Origin of the sequence: Butyrivibrio sp. XBB1001 (genome assembly GCF_000424505.1) — a bacterium.
Taxonomy (GTDB): Bacteria; Bacillota; Clostridia; order Lachnospirales; family Lachnospiraceae; genus Butyrivibrio.
In genome coordinates, this window is record NZ_AUKA01000010.1 from 1 (window position 1) to 20,424 (window position 20,424).

General features: G+C 43.2%; 27 protein-coding genes and 1 pseudogene. 5 read left to right on the forward strand and 23 right to left on the reverse strand.

What is annotated here, in order from left to right; all coding sequences use genetic code 11:
• From G631_RS0109900 to G631_RS21635, 23 genes and pseudogenes are all read right to left on the reverse strand, one after another.
• On the reverse strand, positions 1–306 hold a 306-nt coding region (locus G631_RS0109900), incomplete at its 3' end, for a transposase (RefSeq protein ID WP_026489308.1).
• Positions 307–378: 72 nt separating this feature from the next.
• Complete coding sequence (locus tag G631_RS0109905; RefSeq protein WP_026489309.1) at positions 379–648, reverse strand: acylphosphatase; 270 nt, start codon at positions 646–648, stop codon at positions 379–381.
• The gene (locus G631_RS0109910) at positions 645–1,418 is read right to left on the reverse strand and encodes a hypothetical protein (protein WP_026489310.1); all 774 of its coding nucleotides are present in this window, start codon (positions 1,416–1,418) and stop codon (positions 645–647) included. Before G631_RS0109910 ends, G631_RS0109905 begins: the two co-directional genes overlap by 4 nt.
• A gap of 113 nt (positions 1,419–1,531) precedes the next feature.
• Positions 1,532–1,819 carry a hypothetical protein gene (locus tag G631_RS0109915; protein WP_026489311.1) on the reverse strand — a complete coding sequence of 96 codons (288 nt, stop codon included), beginning with the start codon at positions 1,817–1,819 and terminating at the stop codon, positions 1,532–1,534.
• A 43-nt stretch (positions 1,820–1,862) separates the two neighbouring features.
• Positions 1,863–2,267: an acyl-CoA thioesterase gene (locus G631_RS0109920; protein ID WP_026489312.1), complete on the reverse strand. Its 405-nt coding sequence runs from the start codon at positions 2,265–2,267 to the stop codon at positions 1,863–1,865.
• 257 nt (positions 2,268–2,524) lie between these two features.
• A complete protein-coding gene (locus tag G631_RS0109925) occupies positions 2,525–2,773 on the reverse strand; it encodes a hypothetical protein (RefSeq protein ID WP_026489313.1) in 249 nt (82 codons plus the stop codon).
• A 123-nt stretch (positions 2,774–2,896) separates the two neighbouring features.
• A complete protein-coding gene (locus G631_RS0109930; protein WP_026489314.1) occupies positions 2,897–3,829 on the reverse strand; it encodes a hypothetical protein in 933 nt (310 codons plus the stop codon).
• Between the two features lie 59 nt (positions 3,830–3,888).
• Positions 3,889–4,629 carry a TraX family protein gene (locus tag G631_RS0109935; RefSeq protein WP_026489315.1) on the reverse strand — a complete coding sequence of 247 codons (741 nt, stop codon included), beginning with the start codon at positions 4,627–4,629 and terminating at the stop codon, positions 3,889–3,891.
• Between the two features lie 78 nt (positions 4,630–4,707).
• Entirely contained in the window at positions 4,708–5,397 is a 690-nt protein-coding gene (locus G631_RS18785) for an MBL fold metallo-hydrolase (RefSeq protein ID WP_051197114.1), read from the reverse strand.
• On the reverse strand, positions 5,397–5,939 hold the full coding sequence (locus G631_RS0109945; RefSeq protein WP_026489316.1) for a DUF7010 family protein: 543 nt from the start codon (positions 5,937–5,939) through the stop codon (positions 5,397–5,399). The genes G631_RS18785 and G631_RS0109945 overlap by 1 nt, the downstream gene beginning before the upstream one ends.
• Positions 5,936–6,379, reverse strand: coding sequence for a GNAT family N-acetyltransferase (locus G631_RS0109950; protein WP_026489317.1), 444 nt, complete (start codon positions 6,377–6,379; stop codon positions 5,936–5,938). Before G631_RS0109950 ends, G631_RS0109945 begins: the two co-directional genes overlap by 4 nt.
• 38 nt (positions 6,380–6,417) lie before the next feature.
• Positions 6,418–6,636 (reverse strand): HAD hydrolase-like protein, encoded by a 219-nt coding sequence (locus G631_RS0109955; protein WP_026489318.1) that lies wholly within the window; start codon positions 6,634–6,636, stop codon positions 6,418–6,420.
• 10 nt (positions 6,637–6,646) lie between these two features.
• Positions 6,647–6,814: pseudogene (locus G631_RS0109960) on the reverse strand (GNAT family N-acetyltransferase); the annotation flags it as partial.
• A 78-nt stretch (positions 6,815–6,892) separates the two neighbouring features.
• Positions 6,893–7,270: a hypothetical protein gene (locus G631_RS0109965; RefSeq protein ID WP_051197116.1), complete on the reverse strand. Its 378-nt coding sequence runs from the start codon at positions 7,268–7,270 to the stop codon at positions 6,893–6,895.
• A gap of 66 nt (positions 7,271–7,336) precedes the next feature.
• Positions 7,337–8,083: a CPBP family intramembrane glutamic endopeptidase gene (locus G631_RS0109970; protein WP_026489321.1), complete on the reverse strand. Its 747-nt coding sequence runs from the start codon at positions 8,081–8,083 to the stop codon at positions 7,337–7,339.
• Positions 8,084–8,164: 81 nt separating this feature from the next.
• Positions 8,165–8,500 (reverse strand): hypothetical protein, encoded by a 336-nt coding sequence (locus G631_RS21365; protein ID WP_242829088.1) that lies wholly within the window; start codon positions 8,498–8,500, stop codon positions 8,165–8,167.
• 244 nt (positions 8,501–8,744) lie between these two features.
• The gene (locus G631_RS0109980) at positions 8,745–10,598 is read right to left on the reverse strand and encodes an ABC transporter ATP-binding protein (protein ID WP_035789639.1); all 1,854 of its coding nucleotides are present in this window, start codon (positions 10,596–10,598) and stop codon (positions 8,745–8,747) included.
• On the reverse strand, positions 10,598–12,430 hold the full coding sequence (locus G631_RS0109985; RefSeq protein ID WP_035789641.1) for an ABC transporter ATP-binding protein: 1,833 nt from the start codon (positions 12,428–12,430) through the stop codon (positions 10,598–10,600). The genes G631_RS0109980 and G631_RS0109985 overlap by 1 nt, the downstream gene beginning before the upstream one ends.
• 96 nt (positions 12,431–12,526) lie before the next feature.
• Positions 12,527–12,922 (reverse strand): cytidine deaminase family protein, encoded by a 396-nt coding sequence (locus G631_RS0109990; RefSeq protein ID WP_026489325.1) that lies wholly within the window; start codon positions 12,920–12,922, stop codon positions 12,527–12,529.
• Positions 12,923–13,082: 160 nt separating this feature from the next.
• Complete coding sequence (locus G631_RS18790) at positions 13,083–13,616, reverse strand: SGNH/GDSL hydrolase family protein (protein ID WP_035789659.1); 534 nt, start codon at positions 13,614–13,616, stop codon at positions 13,083–13,085.
• A gap of 30 nt (positions 13,617–13,646) precedes the next feature.
• Positions 13,647–13,901: a TIGR04076 family protein gene (locus G631_RS0110005; RefSeq protein WP_026489326.1), complete on the reverse strand. Its 255-nt coding sequence runs from the start codon at positions 13,899–13,901 to the stop codon at positions 13,647–13,649.
• A gap of 20 nt (positions 13,902–13,921) precedes the next feature.
• Complete coding sequence (locus G631_RS0110010) at positions 13,922–14,158, reverse strand: hypothetical protein (protein ID WP_026489327.1); 237 nt, start codon at positions 14,156–14,158, stop codon at positions 13,922–13,924.
• A 124-nt stretch (positions 14,159–14,282) separates the two neighbouring features.
• Positions 14,283–14,387, reverse strand: a complete 105-nt coding sequence (locus G631_RS21635) for a hypothetical protein (RefSeq protein ID WP_196803850.1) — start codon at positions 14,385–14,387, stop codon at positions 14,283–14,285.
• Between the two features lie 582 nt (positions 14,388–14,969).
• Here G631_RS21635 and G631_RS0110015 point away from each other — a divergent pair.
• The 5 genes from G631_RS0110015 (at position 14,970) to G631_RS0110035 (ending at position 20,176) form a co-directional block, all read left to right on the forward strand.
• Entirely contained in the window at positions 14,970–15,197 is a 228-nt protein-coding gene (locus G631_RS0110015) for a hypothetical protein (RefSeq protein WP_026489328.1), read from the forward strand.
• 1 nt (position 15,198) lies between these two features.
• The gene (locus tag G631_RS20935; protein WP_155833913.1) at positions 15,199–15,342 is read left to right on the forward strand and encodes a hypothetical protein; all 144 of its coding nucleotides are present in this window, start codon (positions 15,199–15,201) and stop codon (positions 15,340–15,342) included.
• On the forward strand, positions 15,339–16,322 hold the full coding sequence (locus G631_RS0110025) for a PstS family phosphate ABC transporter substrate-binding protein (RefSeq protein WP_035789642.1): 984 nt from the start codon (positions 15,339–15,341) through the stop codon (positions 16,320–16,322). The genes G631_RS20935 and G631_RS0110025 overlap by 4 nt, the downstream gene beginning before the upstream one ends.
• A gap of 174 nt (positions 16,323–16,496) precedes the next feature.
• A complete protein-coding gene (locus G631_RS0110030) occupies positions 16,497–17,414 on the forward strand; it encodes an ArsR/SmtB family transcription factor (RefSeq protein ID WP_026489330.1) in 918 nt (305 codons plus the stop codon).
• An 8-nt stretch (positions 17,415–17,422) separates the two neighbouring features.
• Positions 17,423–20,176 (forward strand): translation factor GTPase family protein, encoded by a 2,754-nt coding sequence (locus G631_RS0110035; protein ID WP_026489331.1) that lies wholly within the window; start codon positions 17,423–17,425, stop codon positions 20,174–20,176.
• The last annotated feature ends 248 nt before the right edge of the window (positions 20,177–20,424 follow it).

Below are 20,424 nucleotides of genomic sequence, written 5' to 3' on the forward strand. Positions count from 1 at the left end.
ATACATCTTGTACCTGCGAATCCATTGATGAAGCATTCCATCACCGATGCCTATAGATTCAGCCACTTTTGAGACTGGCTCGCCAGCAAAGGTCCTTGAAATTAATTCAAGCTTTTGATCAGCTGACCATTCCTTCTGATGACCACTGGCTCTGAGCATCTCTGGTCCATGTAAATCCTCAAGTCTATGCCATTTACGTATCTTGCTTCTAAAACTTTCAGTAGAAACTCCTTCTGGCGTATCAGCCCATATACCTTGCCTGTGAAGTTCTACGCATTCTTTTTTAAATTCATAACTATAGCGCATGAAAATACCCCCTTACTGGATTGTCCAGTAAAGGGGGTACATATCACTCGCAGTTGGGAGGCGGCCTTTTTCTTAGTATCTCACATCAAAGCTGCGTTCATCTTCGATGATAGCAAGAGGCGTCTTATCTATGCGGTCAACTTCAATGAATCTGCCGCGGTAGAAAGTAGCGATGAACTGCTCGATGTCCTCTTCTCTACCCTGAACTTCGCAGGTTACGGAGCCATCGTATTCATTTTTGACGTAACCGGTGAGCCTGTACATATTTGCAGCGTGGGATGCGGTATAGCGAAACCCCACGCCTTGGACTCGACCGTAGAAGCAAAGTCGGTATCTCTTCATAGCTGATCATCCCCATACTCTTTAGATGTCAAAAGAGTATACTTGCCCGCAAACACTTCCTCAAGAATTCTAAGTTCCAGTTCCTGCCTGTGTTTGAAATGATCATATAGAGCCTGCTCTCCTGAAAGTCCCTTAGAGACTGCGTAAGGGCACTCATTAAAGTAGCCCATCATTAGTGGAAACCATAGCTCTTTTCCCTGATCATCGGATCTTTCCTTGCGGATGATTCCGATGTTAGCTGGAATATCCTCTGCCTTAAGGTAGTAAATGTGATACTCTTTGTCTTCGAGAACCTTCCTGATTTCCTTGTAAAATTCAAGAATCTCATCATCGGAAGCCTCTCTGAACAGGATCATATCTTCAACTGTGTTCTGGAAAAGAGAACACTCAAAAATCCCATTCTGTCCATTCCATCTGGAATATCTTCTTGTAAGTATTGTCTTAAACTCATCAAAGTCAACGCGGCCATTGTATATCTCGTACTGCTCAAGATCCCTGTGAAAGCCCGGAACATCAGTGATTATCTGAGTGTAGCAGATAATCACATGGTCATCTTCTTCATAGCTCTTTTCCCGGATCATGTCCTCAATAGAGCTGTACTTCTCAAGGATTTCCGCGTACTTGTCCTTGCTTACATATGCACACCAGGCAAGCTCTACTGGAGAGTAATCCCCCTCGCGGACTGCCTTAAAATCTGGGTGTTTCTCAGAAAGCTTACTTACAAGAGTGCTCTTTCCGCTTCCCTGCAAACCTTCTATAAAATAATTCAAATTAATACCTCCTAGTATTACATTCTATCTTTTGGTTAAATGCTCATACTCATTGTAAAACTCTACAATTTTGGGGTATCCAAATCATTTCTTTGCAACTAATACTGCATCTTTTATGTCGAAGTAGTCCGCTGTGTTGCTGCTAAATCCTGCTGCCTTCCAGGCCTGGTCAAAAGAGATTTCTTCAAGGTTCCATAGGGCACGTAAAGTTTTTCCTCATATTCAATTGCCCCGTAAATATCCTCATCGTCCAGAGGATTTGCAAACTCAAGGCTTTCAAATTTCAGGCTTCCTAGCTCATTATGATTATATATAGCCTGGCCGCAACCACTTACTGCAAGCATTAGTGCCAAAGTGGCAGCTGCTATGCTACTTCTTTTCTTTAGATTTGGGCCCTTCATTTTATCTTAATCTCCATTTTACCGTACCTCACTTTATTATCTATCATTGTACCATATTGCTAAGAGTCTCGAATAATTCAGGCAGTTCCTGCTTCATTCGGATTGGGCGTCCTTCAGTGTTGAGAAATGCATGTGATGATGTTCCAACACTCACAACTTTGCCTTCTTCGTTGGTCATTTCATAGGCAAGGTGGAGCTTTACTCCTTTGAATTCCTTGACGGAAACTGTGATGCTTACCTTATCTGAGAAGGTGGTTGTCTGCTTGTAATCGCAGGTCACCCCGAGAACAGGCGAAATAACGCCCGACGCCTCAAGCTTGGCATAGTCCCAGCCTATCTTTGAAAGGAAATCAATCCTGGCTTCCTCCATCCACCTGATGTAATTGGAGTGGTGCGTGATTCCCATTTTGTCGGTTTCATAGTACTGAACTGTATGAACATAACTCATTTTGCCTGTTCCTCCTGCCTTGCCGGCATCTCAAAAGCGCTGGATGCGCAGATTTACTGATTCTTACTGAATCTCTTTTTCTGATCCAGCTTGTAGACTACAAGCTTCCCTAGTTTAATTGTTGCTTATGTTTGTTGCTATTGTTTGTTTCTACTAATTGGTTACTTGCAGTTTTCATATGCGCATTTTTGCAAGTACACTTCTGCAAATTCCTTACTTGCAATTCCCGTAAACTCATTTATGCAAGTACATTTCACTTACACCAGATCTTCCTTGGAAATTTCAATTGATGGATAGTGCGCAAGAGTAGTCAGATCTGTGTCTACTGGAACTTCGTACTCCATGTAGAAACTCTCGGGATTGGCTTCCTGCAAGGCTTTTAGCGTACTCTTGATCTTATCTGCATCGTTTGAAACGTAGACTACTGAGACTACGCCTACCTTCTCGTCAGGGTTTGCGCGGCTTCCCTCAACGCTTCCGCACAAAATCATTCTTATGTTTTCCATAATTTCCTCCTTGAAATATATCCGCGCCACTAGCACGGATCTTTAATAGCAATTCTTTTGCACCCTATCATTCTGTCCCCGGAATCCATTACTCTTTTAGCCACTACACCCCTGTCCACAGGTTCATCCTAGCCCTGCAAGTCTTATATCATCCAGCTGCTGAGCGCTTAACGCCCCAGCCTGATATAGCAAAAGATATTCATTTTCCACGGAACTGTTGAATATAAGCAAGTCATCCGTGTTAATTGTGACCTTGACGCCATTCTCCACAAGTATCCTGATGGGATGGCTGGCGTAATCTTTAGCAAAGCCCAGCATGACGTTGCTGCTGGGGCATACATTAACCTGAATCTTATTATCCGCAAGGAATCTCATGACCTCCAACGAAGTACTTGCTCCAATGCCGTGGTGGACTTCCGAAAGTCCCAGGACTTCTACAGCTCTTTTGACGTCGCTCGCAGAGCCTGTCTCGCCCACATGCATTTTCTTGGTAAGATGAAAATCCTCAGCCCGCCTGTACAGAGGCAAAAAAGCTTCAAAGGGCTGCACATTCTCGCCTGCGCAGATGTCGATAGCTTTGAAATAGCCTGATGATGCGTACTGCGAAAGTCTGTCAGCCTCAAGAGTCGCATCACAACAGGAAGGATAAGTAAGCTCCGCCTCAAAAACTGTATCTGGGCAGTACTGCATATGAAAGCCCTCAATCGTCTTCTCAAAAGCCTCAATGCCGCCCAGCATGTCCACTTCAGCAATTCCAAAATTCATGGTAAAACGCTTTATGTTGTTGCGCCTTGCTTCTGCAAAGGCTCCTTCCCACCTGATCAAAGCACCATCAAATCCATCGCAATAGGGCTTAATTCTTGACCTAAAATAGTCCTGCATCCCGTCAAGCCCGCCAAGATGCTGCGGAGGCTTTGGAAATTCCACGCCAATCCGCTCTGCAAGCCACTCAAGCCTGCAGCCCTTCGTTGAATGATTGTGAAGATCACTCTTGGGAGCCGCCAGTAGCTTATTTATGTCATTCTCAACTAGTCCTTCTATAAATGTATTAGTCATACATACCTACTATCTGGTAATTCTCTTATTGTCGAAATCACACCGCCCCCATGACTCATTTACGGGAAGATACTTCCGCCGCCCATCATGACTCTGATGGCGCCAATCACAAACAAATGGGCTGGATAATAAATGTAAAAGAGCCACTTCATGCCCTTCCATGAACCTCTCTCGCCGTTGTACTGCTTTAAGACAAGCAGTGACAAAAGCGTGCCAAACTGCAAAAGTCCATATATCTTATCCATGAAGATGAAGTAAACAGCCACGTACATGGAAACCCAGATCAGCATCGTCAAAGACTGCTTTTTGAAATCCCCTCTGTTTATGTACAGGTAAACCGGGCACATGGCTGCGATTGTTGACCAGTCCGCAGGAAAAGAGATAAAGCAGATCGCTATGATCAAGACAATCTTAAGCCACTTTGGCAGGCGATCCGTTGTAAAGACCACCATCAAAACCACTGCCCATGCCAGCGACCACATGACACTTGTAGCATTGAACATGGTATTTGGAATAAAAGGAATTCCTCCGGCAAAGTTATATGCAAAATGAGAAATAAAAGCAAAGACAAATAGCCTTAAAATGTACTTCCCTACGTTATGAGTGTAGTGATAACCCTCAGCAATAAAGAACCACATTATAGGCGCCGTAAGTCTTCCTATCACATGTAAAAGCATTACCCACCACGTATAATTAAAGCCTGGAAATAATAGCCATGTTATATGGTCGATTGTCATGGCAATAATAGCAATCAGCTTAATCTGATTTGAATTGAGACCTCTCCTAACTTGTGACTCCATCTTTATTTCCCCTTAAATGCCCCAAAATACGGAGTTAGCTGGTCACTTTTTTGCCCCCTAAACATCCGTCCCCAGGGGTTACTGCAGATAGAATCCGCAGCTGTCTGTGGTATAGGACTTAACTGCATTTCCAAACAAATCTATCATCTCAAAAGATACTTCGCCATTTGTGACTTTGTCCCAGGCTTCAAGGACCTTTTCGGCGTAATTCCCCGGAAGCTTGTACTCATCATGAGATGCATAAATACAGTCATATTCAGATTCCATGGCAATGAGCTTTTCAAGGGACGCCTTGTATTTGTCAGGTTCTCTCTTTGCTCCGAACATGTATATATGGCCCTTTTGCACAGAATCCCCTGCAAAAAGAGCTCTCTTATTAACATCAAGAATCGCAACACTTCCCTTTGTATGGCCTGGAATATGGATTATCTTAAGAGGCCTGTTTCCAAGGTCCAAAACCTCACCATCAGAAAGCTCCACGAGCCTTACGCCTGGATATCTTGTATTCACTTCACAGCCAGTAAAATCTGCAGGATGAAGATAAATCTCAGAAAAGCAACTGGTTCCTGAGGTATGATCTCCATCACCGTGGGTATTAAGCAAAAACACTGGCTTATCCGTAAGCTCTTTTGCCAAATCCGCTGCATTAGGGCAGTTCACGCCGCTATCTATCATGACAGCCTTCTCTTCCCCAACCAGCACGAAAAATCTGACGAAACCGTCCTCAAATCTCCAGGTATTCTCATCAATCTGTATAATATCCGCCATCACTTTGCCTCCTTGCTCAGGGCTTTGTTTTCATGGTTTAGAACTACCACAAACACCACCTCAAAGATCAGCATCATAATAGCCACAATCTGCGCGGGATAGAGGCATCCCACCACCAGCGCTGCTATAGGGATGATAATTGCGAAAACCCTGTAGCCAACTGACTTGTAGAGCCATGAATAGGGCAGCAAATGTGCGCCGAACACCATGGCATATACCATGACCATTTTCGCTGGAACCGCGCTGAAAGTCCACATAACGATCAGCAGGTACAGGAACTGGTTCAGGGTAAAAAGAAATCCCACGTTGCCAAGTTCGTTGCTCTTATCGAATATATCCACGTGGATGATCTTGCCAATCAGCATAGCCAGCGGCATCAAAGGACATGAGCAGCAAAAAACTATCATGTTCTGGGTTCTGATTGGAAGGTGAAGGGCGCAGGTGATAAGTATCAAAAGCCAGATAACCACTGATGCGCCGATGAAAGGCTGTCCCTTCTTTTGTTTCTTTGCGATGTCTACTCTAAGTTCGTCTAAGCTCATAATGTCATCCTCATGCTCACAATTCCGTCGTTTTCTGCAGTTTCCTCAAAGCCCATTCGCTGGTACAGGCCATATCCCACCTGCATTACAGCTGGTTTGGTGGTAAAAGAAACTTCGCTAAAGCCCAGTTCCTTGGCTTTTCCAAGCATAGCATTCATCATCACTCTTCCGTATCCGTTACCGCGGCTCTCAGGCTTTATGAAAAGACGCTTGGCTTCGCAGTTTTCATCATCTTTCTTTTTGATAGCGATGCAGGCAACTGGCTTTTCGGCATCATACCCCACTAAGATTGCACCGCCACTATAGAAATTCTCAAGATCAGCCAGCTCCTTGTCAAAAGAGACAAAGCATCCCTCCGCTCCTTTGATCTGAGAATATTCCTTAAATAGCTCTTTTACCTCGTCTAAATTCTGATAATCCCTAACATTGAAGTTGCCCATACTCTCTCCTCCTTAAATGATTCTGCGTCTCTGTATAACTAGTTCATTATTATATTAAGGATGTCCTCAGGTGAATAGCCAAGAGACTCCTCAAAAGAAGTCCTAAGTGGTGGCCCGACAAATTTCTTTAACTGGGACCTATTCTCCACCTTGCCGCCCATCTGCTCTATGGCGTAGGTAAAGCTGTTCAGGATTCCAGGGCCTGAATCATTCAAAGTTCCGTCCAGATCAAAAAAAATATACTCATACTTCCCCATGTTGTTATCCTCACAGCTTCTTCATCATCCACCAGGCGTCGGTGTAGGTTCCGTCTGCATATTTCATATTATCCGGGAATCCACCATATTTCCTGGCCTCTTCAAGCACAGTTTCCATCATGATTCTGACAATGCCTGCTCCGCAGTACTCCTGATAAAGAGCTATGGCCACATCGCAGCCAAGTTTGTCTTTTACTGTTATTGGGCCAAATTTCATGGTATTTCCCCCTGTGATTTGAAAACTATTAACTTAAAATCACTGTGATACTCGTTCAACAATCACATGTCCCTTCGCCTTCTGGCCTGAGACGTTAATTGTGTAAGTGCCGCTTTCATTAATATTCACTTTAAAATTTGCGGATTCCATATTATCGCCTTGATAGACAGGCTCTGACTCTCCGCACTGAATGCGAAGTGAGATTTTTCCAGCTTCTTTTGTAGCAGTCACTTCAAGACTCTCACCCTCGTTAAGTTCAAGGTCATGAGAAAAAGAGGTATTGAGTGCCTCAAACTCAATATCAAAATGATCTGCATCCCCAGTTTTACTGCCACTGAAGGTTGCTCCACCATCACATCCCACCAGCACTGTTGCCATAAGCATCACTACTGTCAAACAACAAATTACTCTTTTCATACCACACTCCCCTTTCCAAAATGAACCACTAACCCCGTCCCTGGTTCACTTTTCAAACTCGAGCTTTCACTCTTCTACAGACAGTTTCCTAAACATAACAATGCTATACACTGCAAGAATCAGTATGAAGGCTGCCAAAAGTGCCATTTCAAAGGATTCTTTGCTCATAGCAAAAACACCTGCAATTTCCTCATTGCTCTTTTCAATAGCAGATAAAGCATTGTTGACACCATGGAAAACTATGCAAGGCACCAGGCTTTTTCCCTTGTAGAAAAGAACTACCAAAGTAAATCCAACAAAAACGGCAAAGATGATCTGTACCATAGTTTCAAAGAATGGCTTGCCATTAAGAAGGTTAACAATATGTCCCAGTCCAAATGTGATAGATGAAACGATAATTGCTGCTTTTACATTGTTTTTGGCCATGCCAACAAAGAGAAATCCTCTGAATATGATTTCTTCAAGAAATCCGACGCAGAGCATGCTCACCATATAAAGGATTGTTTCAGGAATAGTGTACTGGAGCTTAACTCCAAAGATAATTCCTAAACATGCCACAATGATAAGTGGTAAAAAGAACCATGCCTTCGCGGCCTTATACTTTGGCGCAAAAAGTCCGTATTTCTCTATAAGTCCATTCTTTTTGATCCATCCAAATATAAACGCTGCAAATAATACATGGAAAACCGCAGGTATTAACTTGGCTATTCCAAGGCTTGCATTTGCTGCCTCAGCAAAACTTGTTCCCACAACATAGATCACAATCATGATGATTGCAAAAGTAACTTCATTTTTCTCGTATAGTTTTTTCATTTTCCCAATACTCTTCCTTTTACCAATACTTTTTTACAAAATTTATCTTCATTTTTTATCCTCAACTATATCTGCTACGGACTAAATCGTCTTTTTCTTCATATCGTCCGTAAATCCCCACACCTGAGCCTCTATATATCTTTCCGGGCCATTTGCTCCATCAGCATTCCACTCTTGTGGCAAGCCGTATTTCTCTATTATTTCCAATATTTCTTCGTAGGTATAAACCTTTTTTCTGTATTCTTTCCCATCATTAACCCGGGGACTGAACGTGGGCATTGAGTCTCCATAGGTAAAAGAGATTTTTCTTGTATCGAGCTTTTCTAAAGGAATCACAACCACTTCCGGCTCTTCGTACCAGGTTCTTAGCCATGGGCACTCCTCTACCACCATGTAATGGGGAGATGGGATATCCATTATTATCCCTTTTTTCCTTGCCTGCTCACGGACTAACGCTTCACAATTGCTTCGCTTTACGACATAATCAATGTCCCGCTGGGCAGAAAAAGAATTTGGCCGTTCAGCCTTAATTTTTTCTAATACTGAAAAGGCCTCTTCATTAGAAAGATTTGTTAAGCTTCGAAATGGTCCGGAACGCTTGTCATAGTAATGATATAAATGCACTTCTATATCCTCTCTTCTTTTTCTTGTATCCTCTTAATCACGCAGTTTCATAGCGTCCTGCCTGAACCCGCCACATCTCAGCATATTTACCGTTCATGGCAAGAAGGCTTTCATGGGTTCCTTCCTCAGCGATTCGTCCATTTTCAAGAAGGATAATTCTGTCAGCATCTCTTGTGGTAGATAGTCTGTGGGAAATATAGAATACAGTCTTTCCCTTTGCCGCTGACTCCATAGCCTTGTTAAGCTCATACTCCGCGATAGGATCAAGGGCGCTTGAAGGCTCATCCATGATCAGGATGTCCGCATCCTTATAAAAAGCTCTTGATATGGCAATCTTCTGGCTTTCGCCACCAGAGAAATTGACGCCTTCTTTATCGAACTCCGCTGTAACCTGGGTATCCAGGCCCTTATCAAGGCTCTTGTATCTTTCCCCAAAGCCTGCTCTTTCAAGAGCGCAGACAGCCCCAAGCTTTAGCTTCTCGAAGAATGATGCATCTACATCACCATCCTCACTCTGTACCATGTTCTCTAACTGACCGGCTGCAAAAGCAGGATCTGCCATGATTACATTCTCTTCAAGATTGGCGCCATACATCTGATAATCCTGGAATACTACCCCAATCCTTCTTCTGTAATCATAGGGCTTAAACTCTTTTATGTTCTGGCCATGATAAAGAATCTTACCTTCCGTTGGATCGTAAAGGCGCATCAGGAGCTTGATAAGGGTTGTCTTTCCTGCTCCGTTGTAGCCAACGATTGCCACCTTCTCCCCAGGCTTAACCTTTAAGCTGATGTTCTTTAGGGTTTCCCCGGCATCTTCTTTATATGCAAAACTAATATTTTCAAGGCTTAAATCCGCATTGCCTTCTGGTACGGACTCCCCTTTCGTCACATCCATCTTTGGCTCATAATCAAGGAATGCCCTGATCTTTTCTATATAGAGGCTGTTTTCCTGAGCCATAGGGAAGACGTCAGCCATGTTCTGGAATCCGCGGCGCAGGCTTCCAGTTCTGTTGAAAAGAACTACCGCATCACTGTAGGCCACCGTATGAAGAACCGCAGCCTGAAACACAAGATATGTGATGTAGAGACCATCCATGATAAAGTCTCCCACCACGTAGCTGTTCAAGAAATTCAGCCACATTCTCTTTATGCCCACAGCTTTCTGTTCTTCAATAATCGCATCATTGGCTTCTTCAAATTCTTTTTCCAGTTCCTCTCCTACCACAGGGTGAAGACGGAGCTCTTTTGCATAGTCATTGAGGTAAAAGACTCTGCTGACATAATTTCTTTTCCTCTCCAAAGGATTAACCTTAAGGCGAACCTCGTAGTTCAGCTTGTTGATCACCCTTGAAATAAGGAATCTAAGAACAAAAGAAGCAAGTACAAACAGGATACCCATGGCATCCGTTGCAATGTAGAACGCACCAGTGGTTACGATAACCGTAATTGCCTGAACAATGAGGTTGCACATGGTAAGGAACCTGTCGATGGAGCTTTCTGCCTCCGCCACAGCAAGTACAAAGTCGTTATAGTACTTTGGATCATCGTAGCACGACAGGTCAATGTCCGCGGCCTTTTGGTACATTTGCTCTTTGAGAGCCTTGTAAAGCTTTGGCTTTGCCCTGTAGGACCAGCCATGAATAAAGTAACCGTCAGGAACTATCTGAATCATATTTATCAGAAGTATCACTCCGATAAACAGTAAAGCCTTCCAAAAAGGTTCATGAAATTCCGCGCAGTGAAGCACATATCTTATTCCAAGAACATGCTCAAGGAAAATGATTCCCTGATATCTGAAGCCGTCGTAAAGGAAATATATCATATATCCAGGGCAGGTTTTATAGCACAGCCTCCATAAAAATAGCTGGTTTTGTAATACTCGTTTCATCAGCAGGCACCTCCGGATATGGCTAAATAGTTCTTAGCCTGTTTGGTATACATGTCCGCGTAGAGACCATGTTTTTCCATAAGCATACGGTGAGTTCCCTCTTCCTTAACGGTCTTGTCAGAAAGAAGATATACCCAGTCCGCATTCTGCACGGAAGAAAGCCTATGGGAAATAAAGACAAGCGTATTGTCCTTACAAGTCTCATAGATATTGTCAAAAAGTGTTGCCTCAGCGATTGGATCAAGGGCGCTTGAAGGCTCGTCAAATACTTTGAAAGGACACTGCTTTACAAAGGCTCTTGCCACAACGACCTTCTGGCTCTCACCGCCAGAGAGCACAGCTCCTTCATCATCAAACTCGTTGGTCAGAGTTGTTCCCATTCCATGCTTAAGGCTCATTACCTTGTCATAAGCTCCGGAAAGCTTAAGAGCTTCTTCCACTCGCTCTGTCTTTTTTGCCTCAGGAATATTCTCTCCCATGACAACGTTATCCGTTACGGACATAGAAAACATCCTGTTGTCCTGAAATGCTGTTGCGAAAAGAGCTCGGTACCTCTTAAGGTCGTACTCTTTAATGTTCCTTCCGTTTAGCAGAATCTCTCCTTCTGTGGGATCATATAACCTGAGAAGCAGCTTAATAAGCGTGGTCTTTCCTGCGCCGTTATGGCCCACAAGGGCATAGGTCTTTCCGCCTCTGAACTCCATGTTTAAGTGTGACAATACTTCTTTGTCCTTATAGGAAAAAGAGACATCTCTAAATTCAAGGGTCTTTATCTCTGTTCCAGGATCGATTCCTTCATAATTCTCAGGAATCTTTTCCTTGTACTCAAGAAAGGTTCTCAGATATTCGATAAAGAGTCCGTTCTTGAAAAGACTTGTCAAAGACTCGGTAAATCCAATGAGAATCCAGGTGGTAGATACCATCATGCTGGTAATAACTGAAAGCTGCGCAAGGGACATACTCCCCCTCACTAAAGTGCAGAAAGCTCCGTAAATAAGAAGTCCCTCAAAGATAAAGGTAAAGGTGAACATTACATATAACCAATGAAGAACCATGGCCTTTTTGGTGTATTTCTTTGTAACATCAGCAAGGCCTGTGATTGACTCTTTATACTGACGTCTCATAAGAGAAAAGACATCCGTAAGCCTCATCTCTTTTGCATATTCAGGAAGGTACATAACTCGGTTGATATAAGCTATCCGGCGGTTATGAGGATTCATATCCTTGTTTCTGTCATAGTCGATATGACTGATCATCCTGTTAAATACGAAATTTCCGATGGCAGGGAAAATAAGGAACAAGACAGAAATCTTGTCCACCTGGAACATAAAGACAAAGGCGCATACGCCTGCTATGGCTCCAAAAATAGTGTTAAAAACAGCATGCACCGTCTCAACAAGACGAGTGTCAGCCTTCTCCATGGCAAGAGTGTACTTATCGTAGAACTCGCTGTTCTCAAAGCACTCCAGCTCTACGTTTCTTGATTTTTTGAACAGAAGCTTATACAGCTCTTTGTTGACGATTACGTTATTGATTGGAAAACGATAGCCAACAAGAAACTTGTCGTAAAAGCTCATTGCGCAGGCAACAACTGTTACAATGGCAACGAATATCATTATTCGTCCAAAGCTGTCTCCTGACTGAAGTGAATTTATAACAAAGCGCATAAAGAACGCACTATAAAACAGCCACTCAAAGTAACCCAGGAACCTGCTTATGGCCCCGTGCACCACCATTGAGGGACAAAGCTTTACCAGCAGCTTTGTCGCATATATATTGTTCTTTATGGCCCTCCCTCGGGAAATCTCCCGCTTTTTCTTTTCTTTTTTCATACCTTTCTCCACGAACTAACTGTAAGATACCCCATGCCCCAAGGGTAGAGTCAACAACTGGCCGGCTAACTGTAATTATTGATATAAGCATAAATATTATTCCAGCCACCAATGTGGTGTGAGTTCAGCAAGTGTTACTATCTTTTCGTTTTCATAGTCGAGCATGATCTCTACAGACTCATACTTTCCCTGCATCAACTGAGCCATAAATTCTCTGCAAGCACCGCATGGCGCCCCAGTCTTTCCATCTGGCATGATTGCAAGCACTCTTCTGATCTCATTTTCTCCGTTCGTAATCATATTGAACATAGCATTACGCTCTGCACATATTCCAAGGGTACTGGATGTATCTATGCATACTCCTGTATATATCTTGCCACTTGTAGACTCTATGGCCGCAGCCACACCACCAGCATATATTCTTTCAGAAAGCTCTCTTGGGTTTTGCACCGCCTTTGCTTTTTCGTATAATTCAGTCCATATCTTTTCCATTTTTTTCATCCTCCGTTAACTCTTCCATAAATTACCATTCGCACCGATATTTCTTTTAACAAAGCTATCTTCTCGATTTCTTCCCTGTCGATTCGGCTTTCCTCAATAAGCGGTAGGTATATTTGTTTCCGGACGAATCTATTGCTAACATGCTTTCCCTTCAAAAATCACCTCTTATGGTCTCAAATATAGTTTCAGCAGCCAGTCGTGAACCTGCAGGGGACGCATGTCTTCTATCTTCATAGTAAAGATCAACGTCAGGATTTCTGTGATATTCTTCCCACCATTTCTCACCTACCGGAGCCACAAGACAGCCATGCTTCTTTGCTAATCTTCTATATCTAGCGGACATTTCAGGTTGAAACTTCTCGTTATCCTCTTCAGTCCATGTCATGTAATAGCAGGGTACTGCCTTTGTCTGCCTGATCCATTCCATGAGGGTATCAGCAGCTTTCTCCATGTCCTCGAACTCGCCCATGGGATGTGCCACATGCTGTAATATTATGAAATCATAGTCTCCGAAAAGGATATTAAATCTGGTCTGCTCATTTTCCACATGATAATCAAGCCCCATGCCGCCCTTTGTAAGCATTGTAACCTGCATATCAATTCCGTTCTCAGCGCAAACGTCTTTAAATATCTTTGGCATATCATTGAAGTAGGTGTGACTATTCCCAATAAAAAGTGTTCTCATAGCTTTCCTCCGTAAATCTAGTTTATGTATCTATTCCTCTACCTCTATATTGAACACAACTGTCTCGCCGCAATCGATGCACTGATAAGGGCCATTCTTGAGATTGCCACCTCTCCTAAATGCATAAATGAAAGGATATATTGCCTGCATTGCGACCATGCAAACATTATCACTGTGTTCCTTATCAAGATCGCTGCCTACAAAGCGAATAACATCTCCGACTTTGTACTTCGGACAGCGGCTTTCAACAACCGTAACCTTTACTTTATTGTCTGTGTAATTCATATGAAGCCTTCCTCTTAATTTCACGCTTTCTTTATTCTAGTATAAAATTCTTTTTCATCTTCGCTTGTCACCTCTCCCCACTTAAGGCCCTCTGCGAAAAGATGGCTTTTCTCTTTTAACTTTGGAGAATAATCAGGATTTGCATGAACTGCATCAGGCGCGACTGCACCTGCCATATATGTCGAATAATCCATTGGAAAATCGAAATATTCCAAGACCCTTTCCCCAACTAAGACATGCGTCATTGTATATGCCATGTTAACAATTTCCTTCCCCCGAATTAGCACTGGCAGTATTTTTGATATTATTTTTATGATTATATCCAAGAAAGAAGCGGTTTACAACCAATTTTTGATTGTAAACCGCCGTAAATTTGGGTTCTCACAAAATCTTTTTTGCCTCAGTGCACCATTTAAGGTATGCTTCATAGGTCTGAATTCCGAAAGTCACTGTCAGATAGTAGTGGAGGTGATCTCTGTTATACAAATGGGCCTTTAAGTTGTCGCGAATTATCTATTTGATACATTAATGCAATACCAAAATCTTATCGTGAAAAAGTTAGCGATATAATGCGTACATACTACTGCTAGAGACAGAGAAAATAAAAAATTATAGTAGCCCGAATTTTGCCTTACTGCTAGATTTGAATAATCTTCGATTTTTTTAGTAACACCGCAACCGATTTCCTTATCATAAACTAGTATAACCGCTGCTTATTACGGCTCTAATACAAGTATTTCAAATTTGCTAGTAAAATAAGACAGAATTACTTTTCAAATCACTTTAAAAACCGCTCAAGGCTACTATAAAATCAGCTATTTTATAAAATCTAGCAGTAACACTTTTTATCGCCTAAGTAAATTTTTGATATTTTCAAAAATAAGCAGTAAAAAGTGCACCGCCAAATATTCTTCCTGTATCCAATGTAATCCTCTCTCCTGAATCTAATAAAAATCTATAACGAATTCGTATGTATATGATACATTCCAAATTCCATTTTTGTTTCAATTCAAATCCCGAGTATGATAAACTTAATCCTATATTTTATCAATAAGTAATGGGGGGCGTATGAAAACTATGACAGTATTGTACATCATCGCGGGGGTAATAATTCTTAACCTGTTATTATCCGTGGTTTTCTTTATTCTCGAAGGCAAAATAGCAAAACAGGAAGGGCGCAAAAGAGATCCCAAGATCACAACCTGGCTCTGTGCAAGCCTGGTGTTTTTCATGATAGCAGTGGGCCTTGTGGTTTTACTATATCTTTTAGTAGCAGCATTTATGGCGAGTATGTGATATGAGCGACAAGAAATTCTATAGAATACTAATTATCATAATGATTCTGGGACTTATTCTGACCTTCGCCCACATGACCTACATTTACTTTGCTTTTCAGAAATCTTCAATAATCTATTACATTTCAAAGGAGCTCTGGCTATGAAAAAGAAAATCCTGATTCTTGCCACTGCTTTGTTTTTCCTGCTTTTCAATGGCTTTTTATATGTAACTCTCACCATGAGGCTTGGCAACAACTACAGTGGCACTTCCCAGCTTAAGATGGTGGACGTAGGCAAATTCCTGCCCTTTGAGGAGGATTCAGAACTTGCCAGAACTGTTTCATCTCTCCACTTCACAAATGAGGATGACCTTCCTGTTCTGGACGGTGCTGCTGCCCTTGTGCCGGTCTATGCTTCAGTTATCGACAACATCTACCCTGAAGGCTGCGTAACCTATGAGGGCGACGTCTTTTCTGACGACAATTACTACGGGGAGAACTTTGCAGATGACAGCGTAATGCAGTATCAGAACACCATCCGCGGCTTTGACGCTCTTGTAGACGGGTCAGTAGACTTGTTTTTTACTGCCCACCCATCAAAAGAACAGATGCAGTCAGCTACCGAAAAAGGCGTAGAACTTGAGATCGTGCCCGTTGGTCTTGAAGCCTTCGTGTTCTTTGTTAATTCCAAAAACCCAGTAGACAACCTTTCTGTGGAGCAGATAAGAGGCATCTACCGCGGTCAGATCAACAACTGGCAGGAGGTTGGCGGACCAAACCGCACCATTGACCCAATCCTTAGAATAAAAGGCTCAGGAAGCCAGACCATGATGGAGAAATTCATGGAAGGGGACATGATCACAAAACGAGATCCCCTGGATGTATTCGGCGCTTCCATCGGCTACTCCTTCAGATACTATCTGTCCGGAATGATTGCCAACGACAACGTCAAAATGCTGTCCGTTAATGGTGTTTATCCAAACGCAGAAAACATCAAAAACGGCTCCTATCCTATATCTGCCAATTTCTATGTAGTCTACAGAAAAGACAATAACAACAAGAACGTAAAGCGACTTGTAGACTGGCTTTTATCAGAGGAAGGCCAGACCATGATTGAAGGATGCGGCTATGTAGGCCTTAAGTAATATAGGGTAAACTTTATTATCATATTGCACATATATCCAAATTCCATATATTTAATTGCACTTAGCTATTGGGGCATATATAATAAAGTGTGAAATATTTTATATTCTCATAAACAACCACTATTTGCCTGTCATAGCAAGGCAAATCTGGCAAAATCACATCGAGGTATAGACATGCTGCATATCAAGAATCTTGACGAAGGTCTTGAGCTTTTTAAGGCTCTTGGATCAGAAATACGAATTGAAATCATCAACATTCTCCTTAAAGAAGGCGGAATGAATATGAATGAGCTGGCTGGAAGGCTGAAGATCACTAATGGTGCCCTGACTGCGCATATCCGCAAGCTTGAGGAAAGTGGAATTGTGGTAGTTTCTGCAGAGGGAACAGGACATGGCAATCAGAAGCGCTGCTCAGTCAATCTGGACAAGATTCTTATTGATATACAGGAGCCACCTCGCGAATCCAATGTCTACACTGCAGATATCAAGGTTGGGCATTTTAGCGATTTTGAAGTTTATCCAACCTGCGGTCTTGCTTCATCCGACAAGCTGATTGGGGAAGTTGACGATACAAGGTACTTTGCCCACCAGGAGAGATTTGATGCTGATATTCTGTGGTTTACCAGAGGATTTGTGGATTATTCTCTTCCAAACTTTGTTCCTGCCGGCCAGAAGATTGATGAGATCAGCATTTGTGCAGAGCTTAGTTCTGAAGCCCCTGGTGTTAATAACGTATGGCCCTCAGATATATATTTTTACCTGAATGATATACTGCTCGGTACCTGGATCTCTCCCGGAGATTTCGGGGATGTTAAGGGAATCTTTACTCCTGATTGGTGGTTTCCTAACTGGAACCAATATGGTATGCTCAAGATGCTGGTTATAAACCACAAGGGCACCTTCATCGATGGTCTGAAGATTTCGGATGTGACTATAGATAGCTTATCTCTCACCTCCAAGAGCAGCATCAAATTAAAGCTGGAAGTTCCAGAAAATGCCGAGCATGTTGGTGGCCTTACTATTTTCGGAAAAGGATTTGGCAATTACAATCAGGACATCAATGTCAAGATTGCCTACAGCCCAATAGAGTAAGCATATTCATGAAAAGAAATATCACAATCGGAATTCTGGCCCACGTTGATGCCGGAAAGACTACCCTTTCGGAGGCACTTCTGTATACCTCCGGAGCAATCAGAAAACTTGGCCGTGTGGATCACAAGGATGCATTCCTCGATAGCTACGAGCTGGAGAGATCCCGCGGCATCACTATATTCTCCAAGCAGGCAATGTTCCAACATGGTGACACAACCTTCACCCTTTTGGACACTCCTGGTCACGCAGATTTTTCTCCTGAAATGGAGAGAACACTCCAGATCCTTGATATGGCGGTACTTATCGTCAGCGCTGCTGATGGTGTGACCAGCCAGTTAAGGCTTCTTTGGAAGCTTCTTGATCACTACAAGGTTCCAACAATTCTTTTTGTAAATAAGATGGATCAGCCAGGCGCTGACAGAAACACAGTTTTGGACGAGGTAAAAGAAAAACTTGGAAATAACTGTATCTCTTTCATGTCTCCTGAGCTTCAGGAAGAGCTTGCTGTCTGCGACGATGATCTTCTTGCGGCCTTTCTTGAGGGCAAAGAGATAACATCTGCTGATATCAAAAACCTTATAAATAGTCGTAAGTGCTTTCCTGTTCTTTTTGGCTCAGCTCTCAAACTTGATGGAGTAAAAGAGCTACTGGATATCCTTGATGAGTACGCCATGGTCCATACTGACATACCAAGCGCAAAGTTAGCCCCAAACGCTAACAGTAATCTTGCAGCAAGCTCTGCTTCTATGCCCTTTGCTGCCAGAGTTTATAAGATAAGCCGCGATGCAACAGGAAACCGCCTGACACATATCAAGATTCTCTCTGGTTCTCTAAAAGTCCGAGATGTGATTCGAGGGGAAAAGATAGACCAGATAAGGCTTTACTCAGGAGATAAGTTTGAAGCGCTTCCTGAGGCAACTGCAGGCATGGTTGTTGCAATAAGCGGCCTTTCCACCACAAGAGCAGGTGAAGGCCTTGGAAGCCTGGAAGGCCAGGCCCAGGCTGAGGTCATACAGCCAATCCTCTCCTGCTCGCTGATTCTTCCAGAAGATGTAGACGCAATCTCCTTTTATAAGAAAATCAAGGTTCTGGAGGAGGAAGAGCCCATGCTCCTTCTGTCCATCCACGAAACTACAGGTGAGATCATGGTTCAGGTCATGGGGGATGTGCAAAAAGAAATCCTGCATCACCTTATCCTTACCCGCTTTGGAATCGAAGTAGGCTTTGGCCCCGGCCAGATTGTATATAAAGAAACTATTGCAGGCCCTGTGGAGGGTGTTGGCCACTTTGAACCTCTAAGGCACTATGCTGAGGTTCATCTTCTGTTAGAACCAACAGAGCCTGGAAGTGGTATCTCTTTTGACAACAAATGCAGCACTGACGAATTAAATCTCAACTGGCAGAGACTTATCCTGACTCATCTCCAGGAAAAGAAGCATGTCGGAGTACTGACTGGATCTGAGATTACAGATATGAGGATTACTCTTTTAACTGGACGTGCCCATGAAAAGCATACTGAAGGCGGTGACTTCAGACAGGCCACCTACAGAGCTGTTAGACAGGGACTCATGGAGGCTCAGTCCGTGCTTCTTGAGCCTGTTTTTGACTTTAGGATTGAGGTTCCACAGGAAAACGTTGGAAGAGTGTTGTCCGACATTCAGAAAATGAATGGCACTGTAGGACTTCCGGAGCTTGAAAATGGCAAATCAATTGTGACTGGAACAGTTCCTGCCGCCTGCATTTATGATTATGCCCAGGAACTTAAAAGTTTTACAAAGGGCGAGGGGGTGTTATCCACAAGTCTTAGTGGATATATGCCTTGCCACAATACTCAGGAGGTTCTTGAAGAAAAAAACTACTACCCCGAGCTTGATACTGCCAATCCTGCATCTTCTGTATTCTGCTCCCACGGAGCTGGAACAATTGTGCCCTGGGACCAAGTGCGCTCCCATATGCATCTTGATACAGGTTGGACCGCGGAAGGCGGAGTTGGTGCAAGGACTGACCTTGTGGATAACATTGATATGGAAGCCCTTAGGAAATTGCAGGCAAAGAGCACCAAAAAGACTACTGATGAGCGTAGTTTTGAGGAGATTGAGCGAGACCTTCGCTTTACGGAAAATGAGCTCAAGGATATATTTGAAAAGACTTATGGGACAATAAAACCAAGGTATGTTGAAACCGAGGAAGACAGACGCCGCTACGCAGCTCAGGACGCTCAGAGGGCGCGGGAAGCAGCAATTGCAGCTGGACTACTTGACCCTGATGAGGGTGCGCCAGATGTTTCTCTTTCTGCCAAAAAGCAAAACAGCAAAAAGGAGCAGCGCCTTGTAGAGCGCCAGAAGGAATATCTTCTGGTTGACGGCTACAATGTTATCTATGCCTCAGATGAATTAAAGGCGCTTGCAGCCCAGGATCTGAAGGCTGCAAGAGACTCTCTTGTTGATATACTTATAAACTTTCAGGGTTACAGAAAAGAGAATGTAATTCTTGTTTTTGATGCCTACAGAGTAAGAGGCGGCACAGAGCACATGGAGGATCATGCTGGGCTGACCGTAATCTACACCAAGGAAGCTGAAACTGCGGATCAGTACATAGAAAAAGCCGCTCACGAAATCGGCAAAAAGTACCGGGTAACCGTAGCCACATCGGATGCCATCGAACAGGTCATCGTCATGAGTGGTGGAGCCATCCGCCTCTCCGCCCGCGATTTCTGGGAAGAAATAAAGCGCACCTCCGCCATGATCAGGGAACACCTCTAACGCTCCGGAGCCCGAAGGCAGCTTTTTACTCACGCCAGTTCCCGTAGTGCTCGTCACTGACAAATGCAGATTTTCTTAGATGTTTCCGCAGTTTTTCTTTTAATGCGCATGCTGCAGCGTAAACTTGCAGGACGGAAAAGAACATTACAATAAAAAATGCCATAGCCCGCAATGCGGGCGTTACAAGAAATGGGGAATCAATTCTCTCAAGCTAGCTTGGAGAGATTGATTCCTCATTTCTTTATGGC

Excerpts from the sequence above, each read along its gene's own strand:
- G631_RS0109905 (WP_026489309.1), bottom strand. The coding sequence starts at position 648 with ATGAAGAGATACCGACTTTGCTTCTACGGTCGAGTCCAAGGCGTGGGG.
- G631_RS0109915 (WP_026489311.1), bottom strand. The coding sequence starts at position 1,819 with ATGAAGGGCCCAAATCTAAAGAAAAGAAGTAGCATAGCAGCTGCCACT.
- G631_RS0109920 (WP_026489312.1), bottom strand. The coding sequence starts at position 2,267 with ATGAGTTATGTTCATACAGTTCAGTACTATGAAACCGACAAAATGGGA.
- G631_RS0109925 (WP_026489313.1), bottom strand. The coding sequence starts at position 2,773 with ATGGAAAACATAAGAATGATTTTGTGCGGAAGCGTTGAGGGAAGCCGC.
- G631_RS0109930 (WP_026489314.1), bottom strand. The coding sequence starts at position 3,829 with ATGACTAATACATTTATAGAAGGACTAGTTGAGAATGACATAAATAAG.
- G631_RS0109935 (WP_026489315.1), bottom strand. The coding sequence starts at position 4,629 with ATGGAGTCACAAGTTAGGAGAGGTCTCAATTCAAATCAGATTAAGCTG.
- G631_RS18785 (WP_051197114.1), bottom strand. The coding sequence starts at position 5,397 with ATGGCGGATATTATACAGATTGATGAGAATACCTGGAGATTTGAGGAC.
- G631_RS0109945 (WP_026489316.1), bottom strand. The coding sequence starts at position 5,939 with ATGAGCTTAGACGAACTTAGAGTAGACATCGCAAAGAAACAAAAGAAG.
- G631_RS0109950 (WP_026489317.1), bottom strand. The coding sequence starts at position 6,379 with ATGGGCAACTTCAATGTTAGGGATTATCAGAATTTAGACGAGGTAAAA.
- G631_RS0109955 (WP_026489318.1), bottom strand. The coding sequence starts at position 6,636 with ATGGGGAAGTATGAGTATATTTTTTTTGATCTGGACGGAACTTTGAAT.
- G631_RS0109965 (WP_051197116.1), bottom strand. The coding sequence starts at position 7,270 with ATGAAAAGAGTAATTTGTTGTTTGACAGTAGTGATGCTTATGGCAACA.
- G631_RS0109970 (WP_026489321.1), bottom strand. The coding sequence starts at position 8,083 with ATGAAAAAACTATACGAGAAAAATGAAGTTACTTTTGCAATCATCATG.
- G631_RS21365 (WP_242829088.1), bottom strand. The coding sequence starts at position 8,500 with ATGGATATCCCATCTCCCCATTACATGGTGGTAGAGGAGTGCCCATGG.
- G631_RS0109980 (WP_035789639.1), bottom strand. The coding sequence starts at position 10,598 with ATGAAACGAGTATTACAAAACCAGCTATTTTTATGGAGGCTGTGCTAT.
- G631_RS0109985 (WP_035789641.1), bottom strand. The coding sequence starts at position 12,430 with ATGAAAAAAGAAAAGAAAAAGCGGGAGATTTCCCGAGGGAGGGCCATA.
- G631_RS0109990 (WP_026489325.1), bottom strand. The coding sequence starts at position 12,922 with ATGGAAAAGATATGGACTGAATTATACGAAAAAGCAAAGGCGGTGCAA.
- G631_RS18790 (WP_035789659.1), bottom strand. The coding sequence starts at position 13,616 with ATGAGAACACTTTTTATTGGGAATAGTCACACCTACTTCAATGATATG.
- G631_RS0110005 (WP_026489326.1), bottom strand. The coding sequence starts at position 13,901 with ATGAATTACACAGACAATAAAGTAAAGGTTACGGTTGTTGAAAGCCGC.
- G631_RS0110010 (WP_026489327.1), bottom strand. The coding sequence starts at position 14,158 with ATGGCATATACAATGACGCATGTCTTAGTTGGGGAAAGGGTCTTGGAA.
- G631_RS0110015 (WP_026489328.1), top strand. The coding sequence starts at position 14,970 with ATGAAAACTATGACAGTATTGTACATCATCGCGGGGGTAATAATTCTT.
- G631_RS20935 (WP_155833913.1), top strand. The coding sequence starts at position 15,199 with ATGAGCGACAAGAAATTCTATAGAATACTAATTATCATAATGATTCTG.
- G631_RS0110025 (WP_035789642.1), top strand. The coding sequence starts at position 15,339 with ATGAAAAAGAAAATCCTGATTCTTGCCACTGCTTTGTTTTTCCTGCTT.
- G631_RS0110030 (WP_026489330.1), top strand. The coding sequence starts at position 16,497 with ATGCTGCATATCAAGAATCTTGACGAAGGTCTTGAGCTTTTTAAGGCT.
- G631_RS0110035 (WP_026489331.1), top strand. The coding sequence starts at position 17,423 with ATGAAAAGAAATATCACAATCGGAATTCTGGCCCACGTTGATGCCGGA.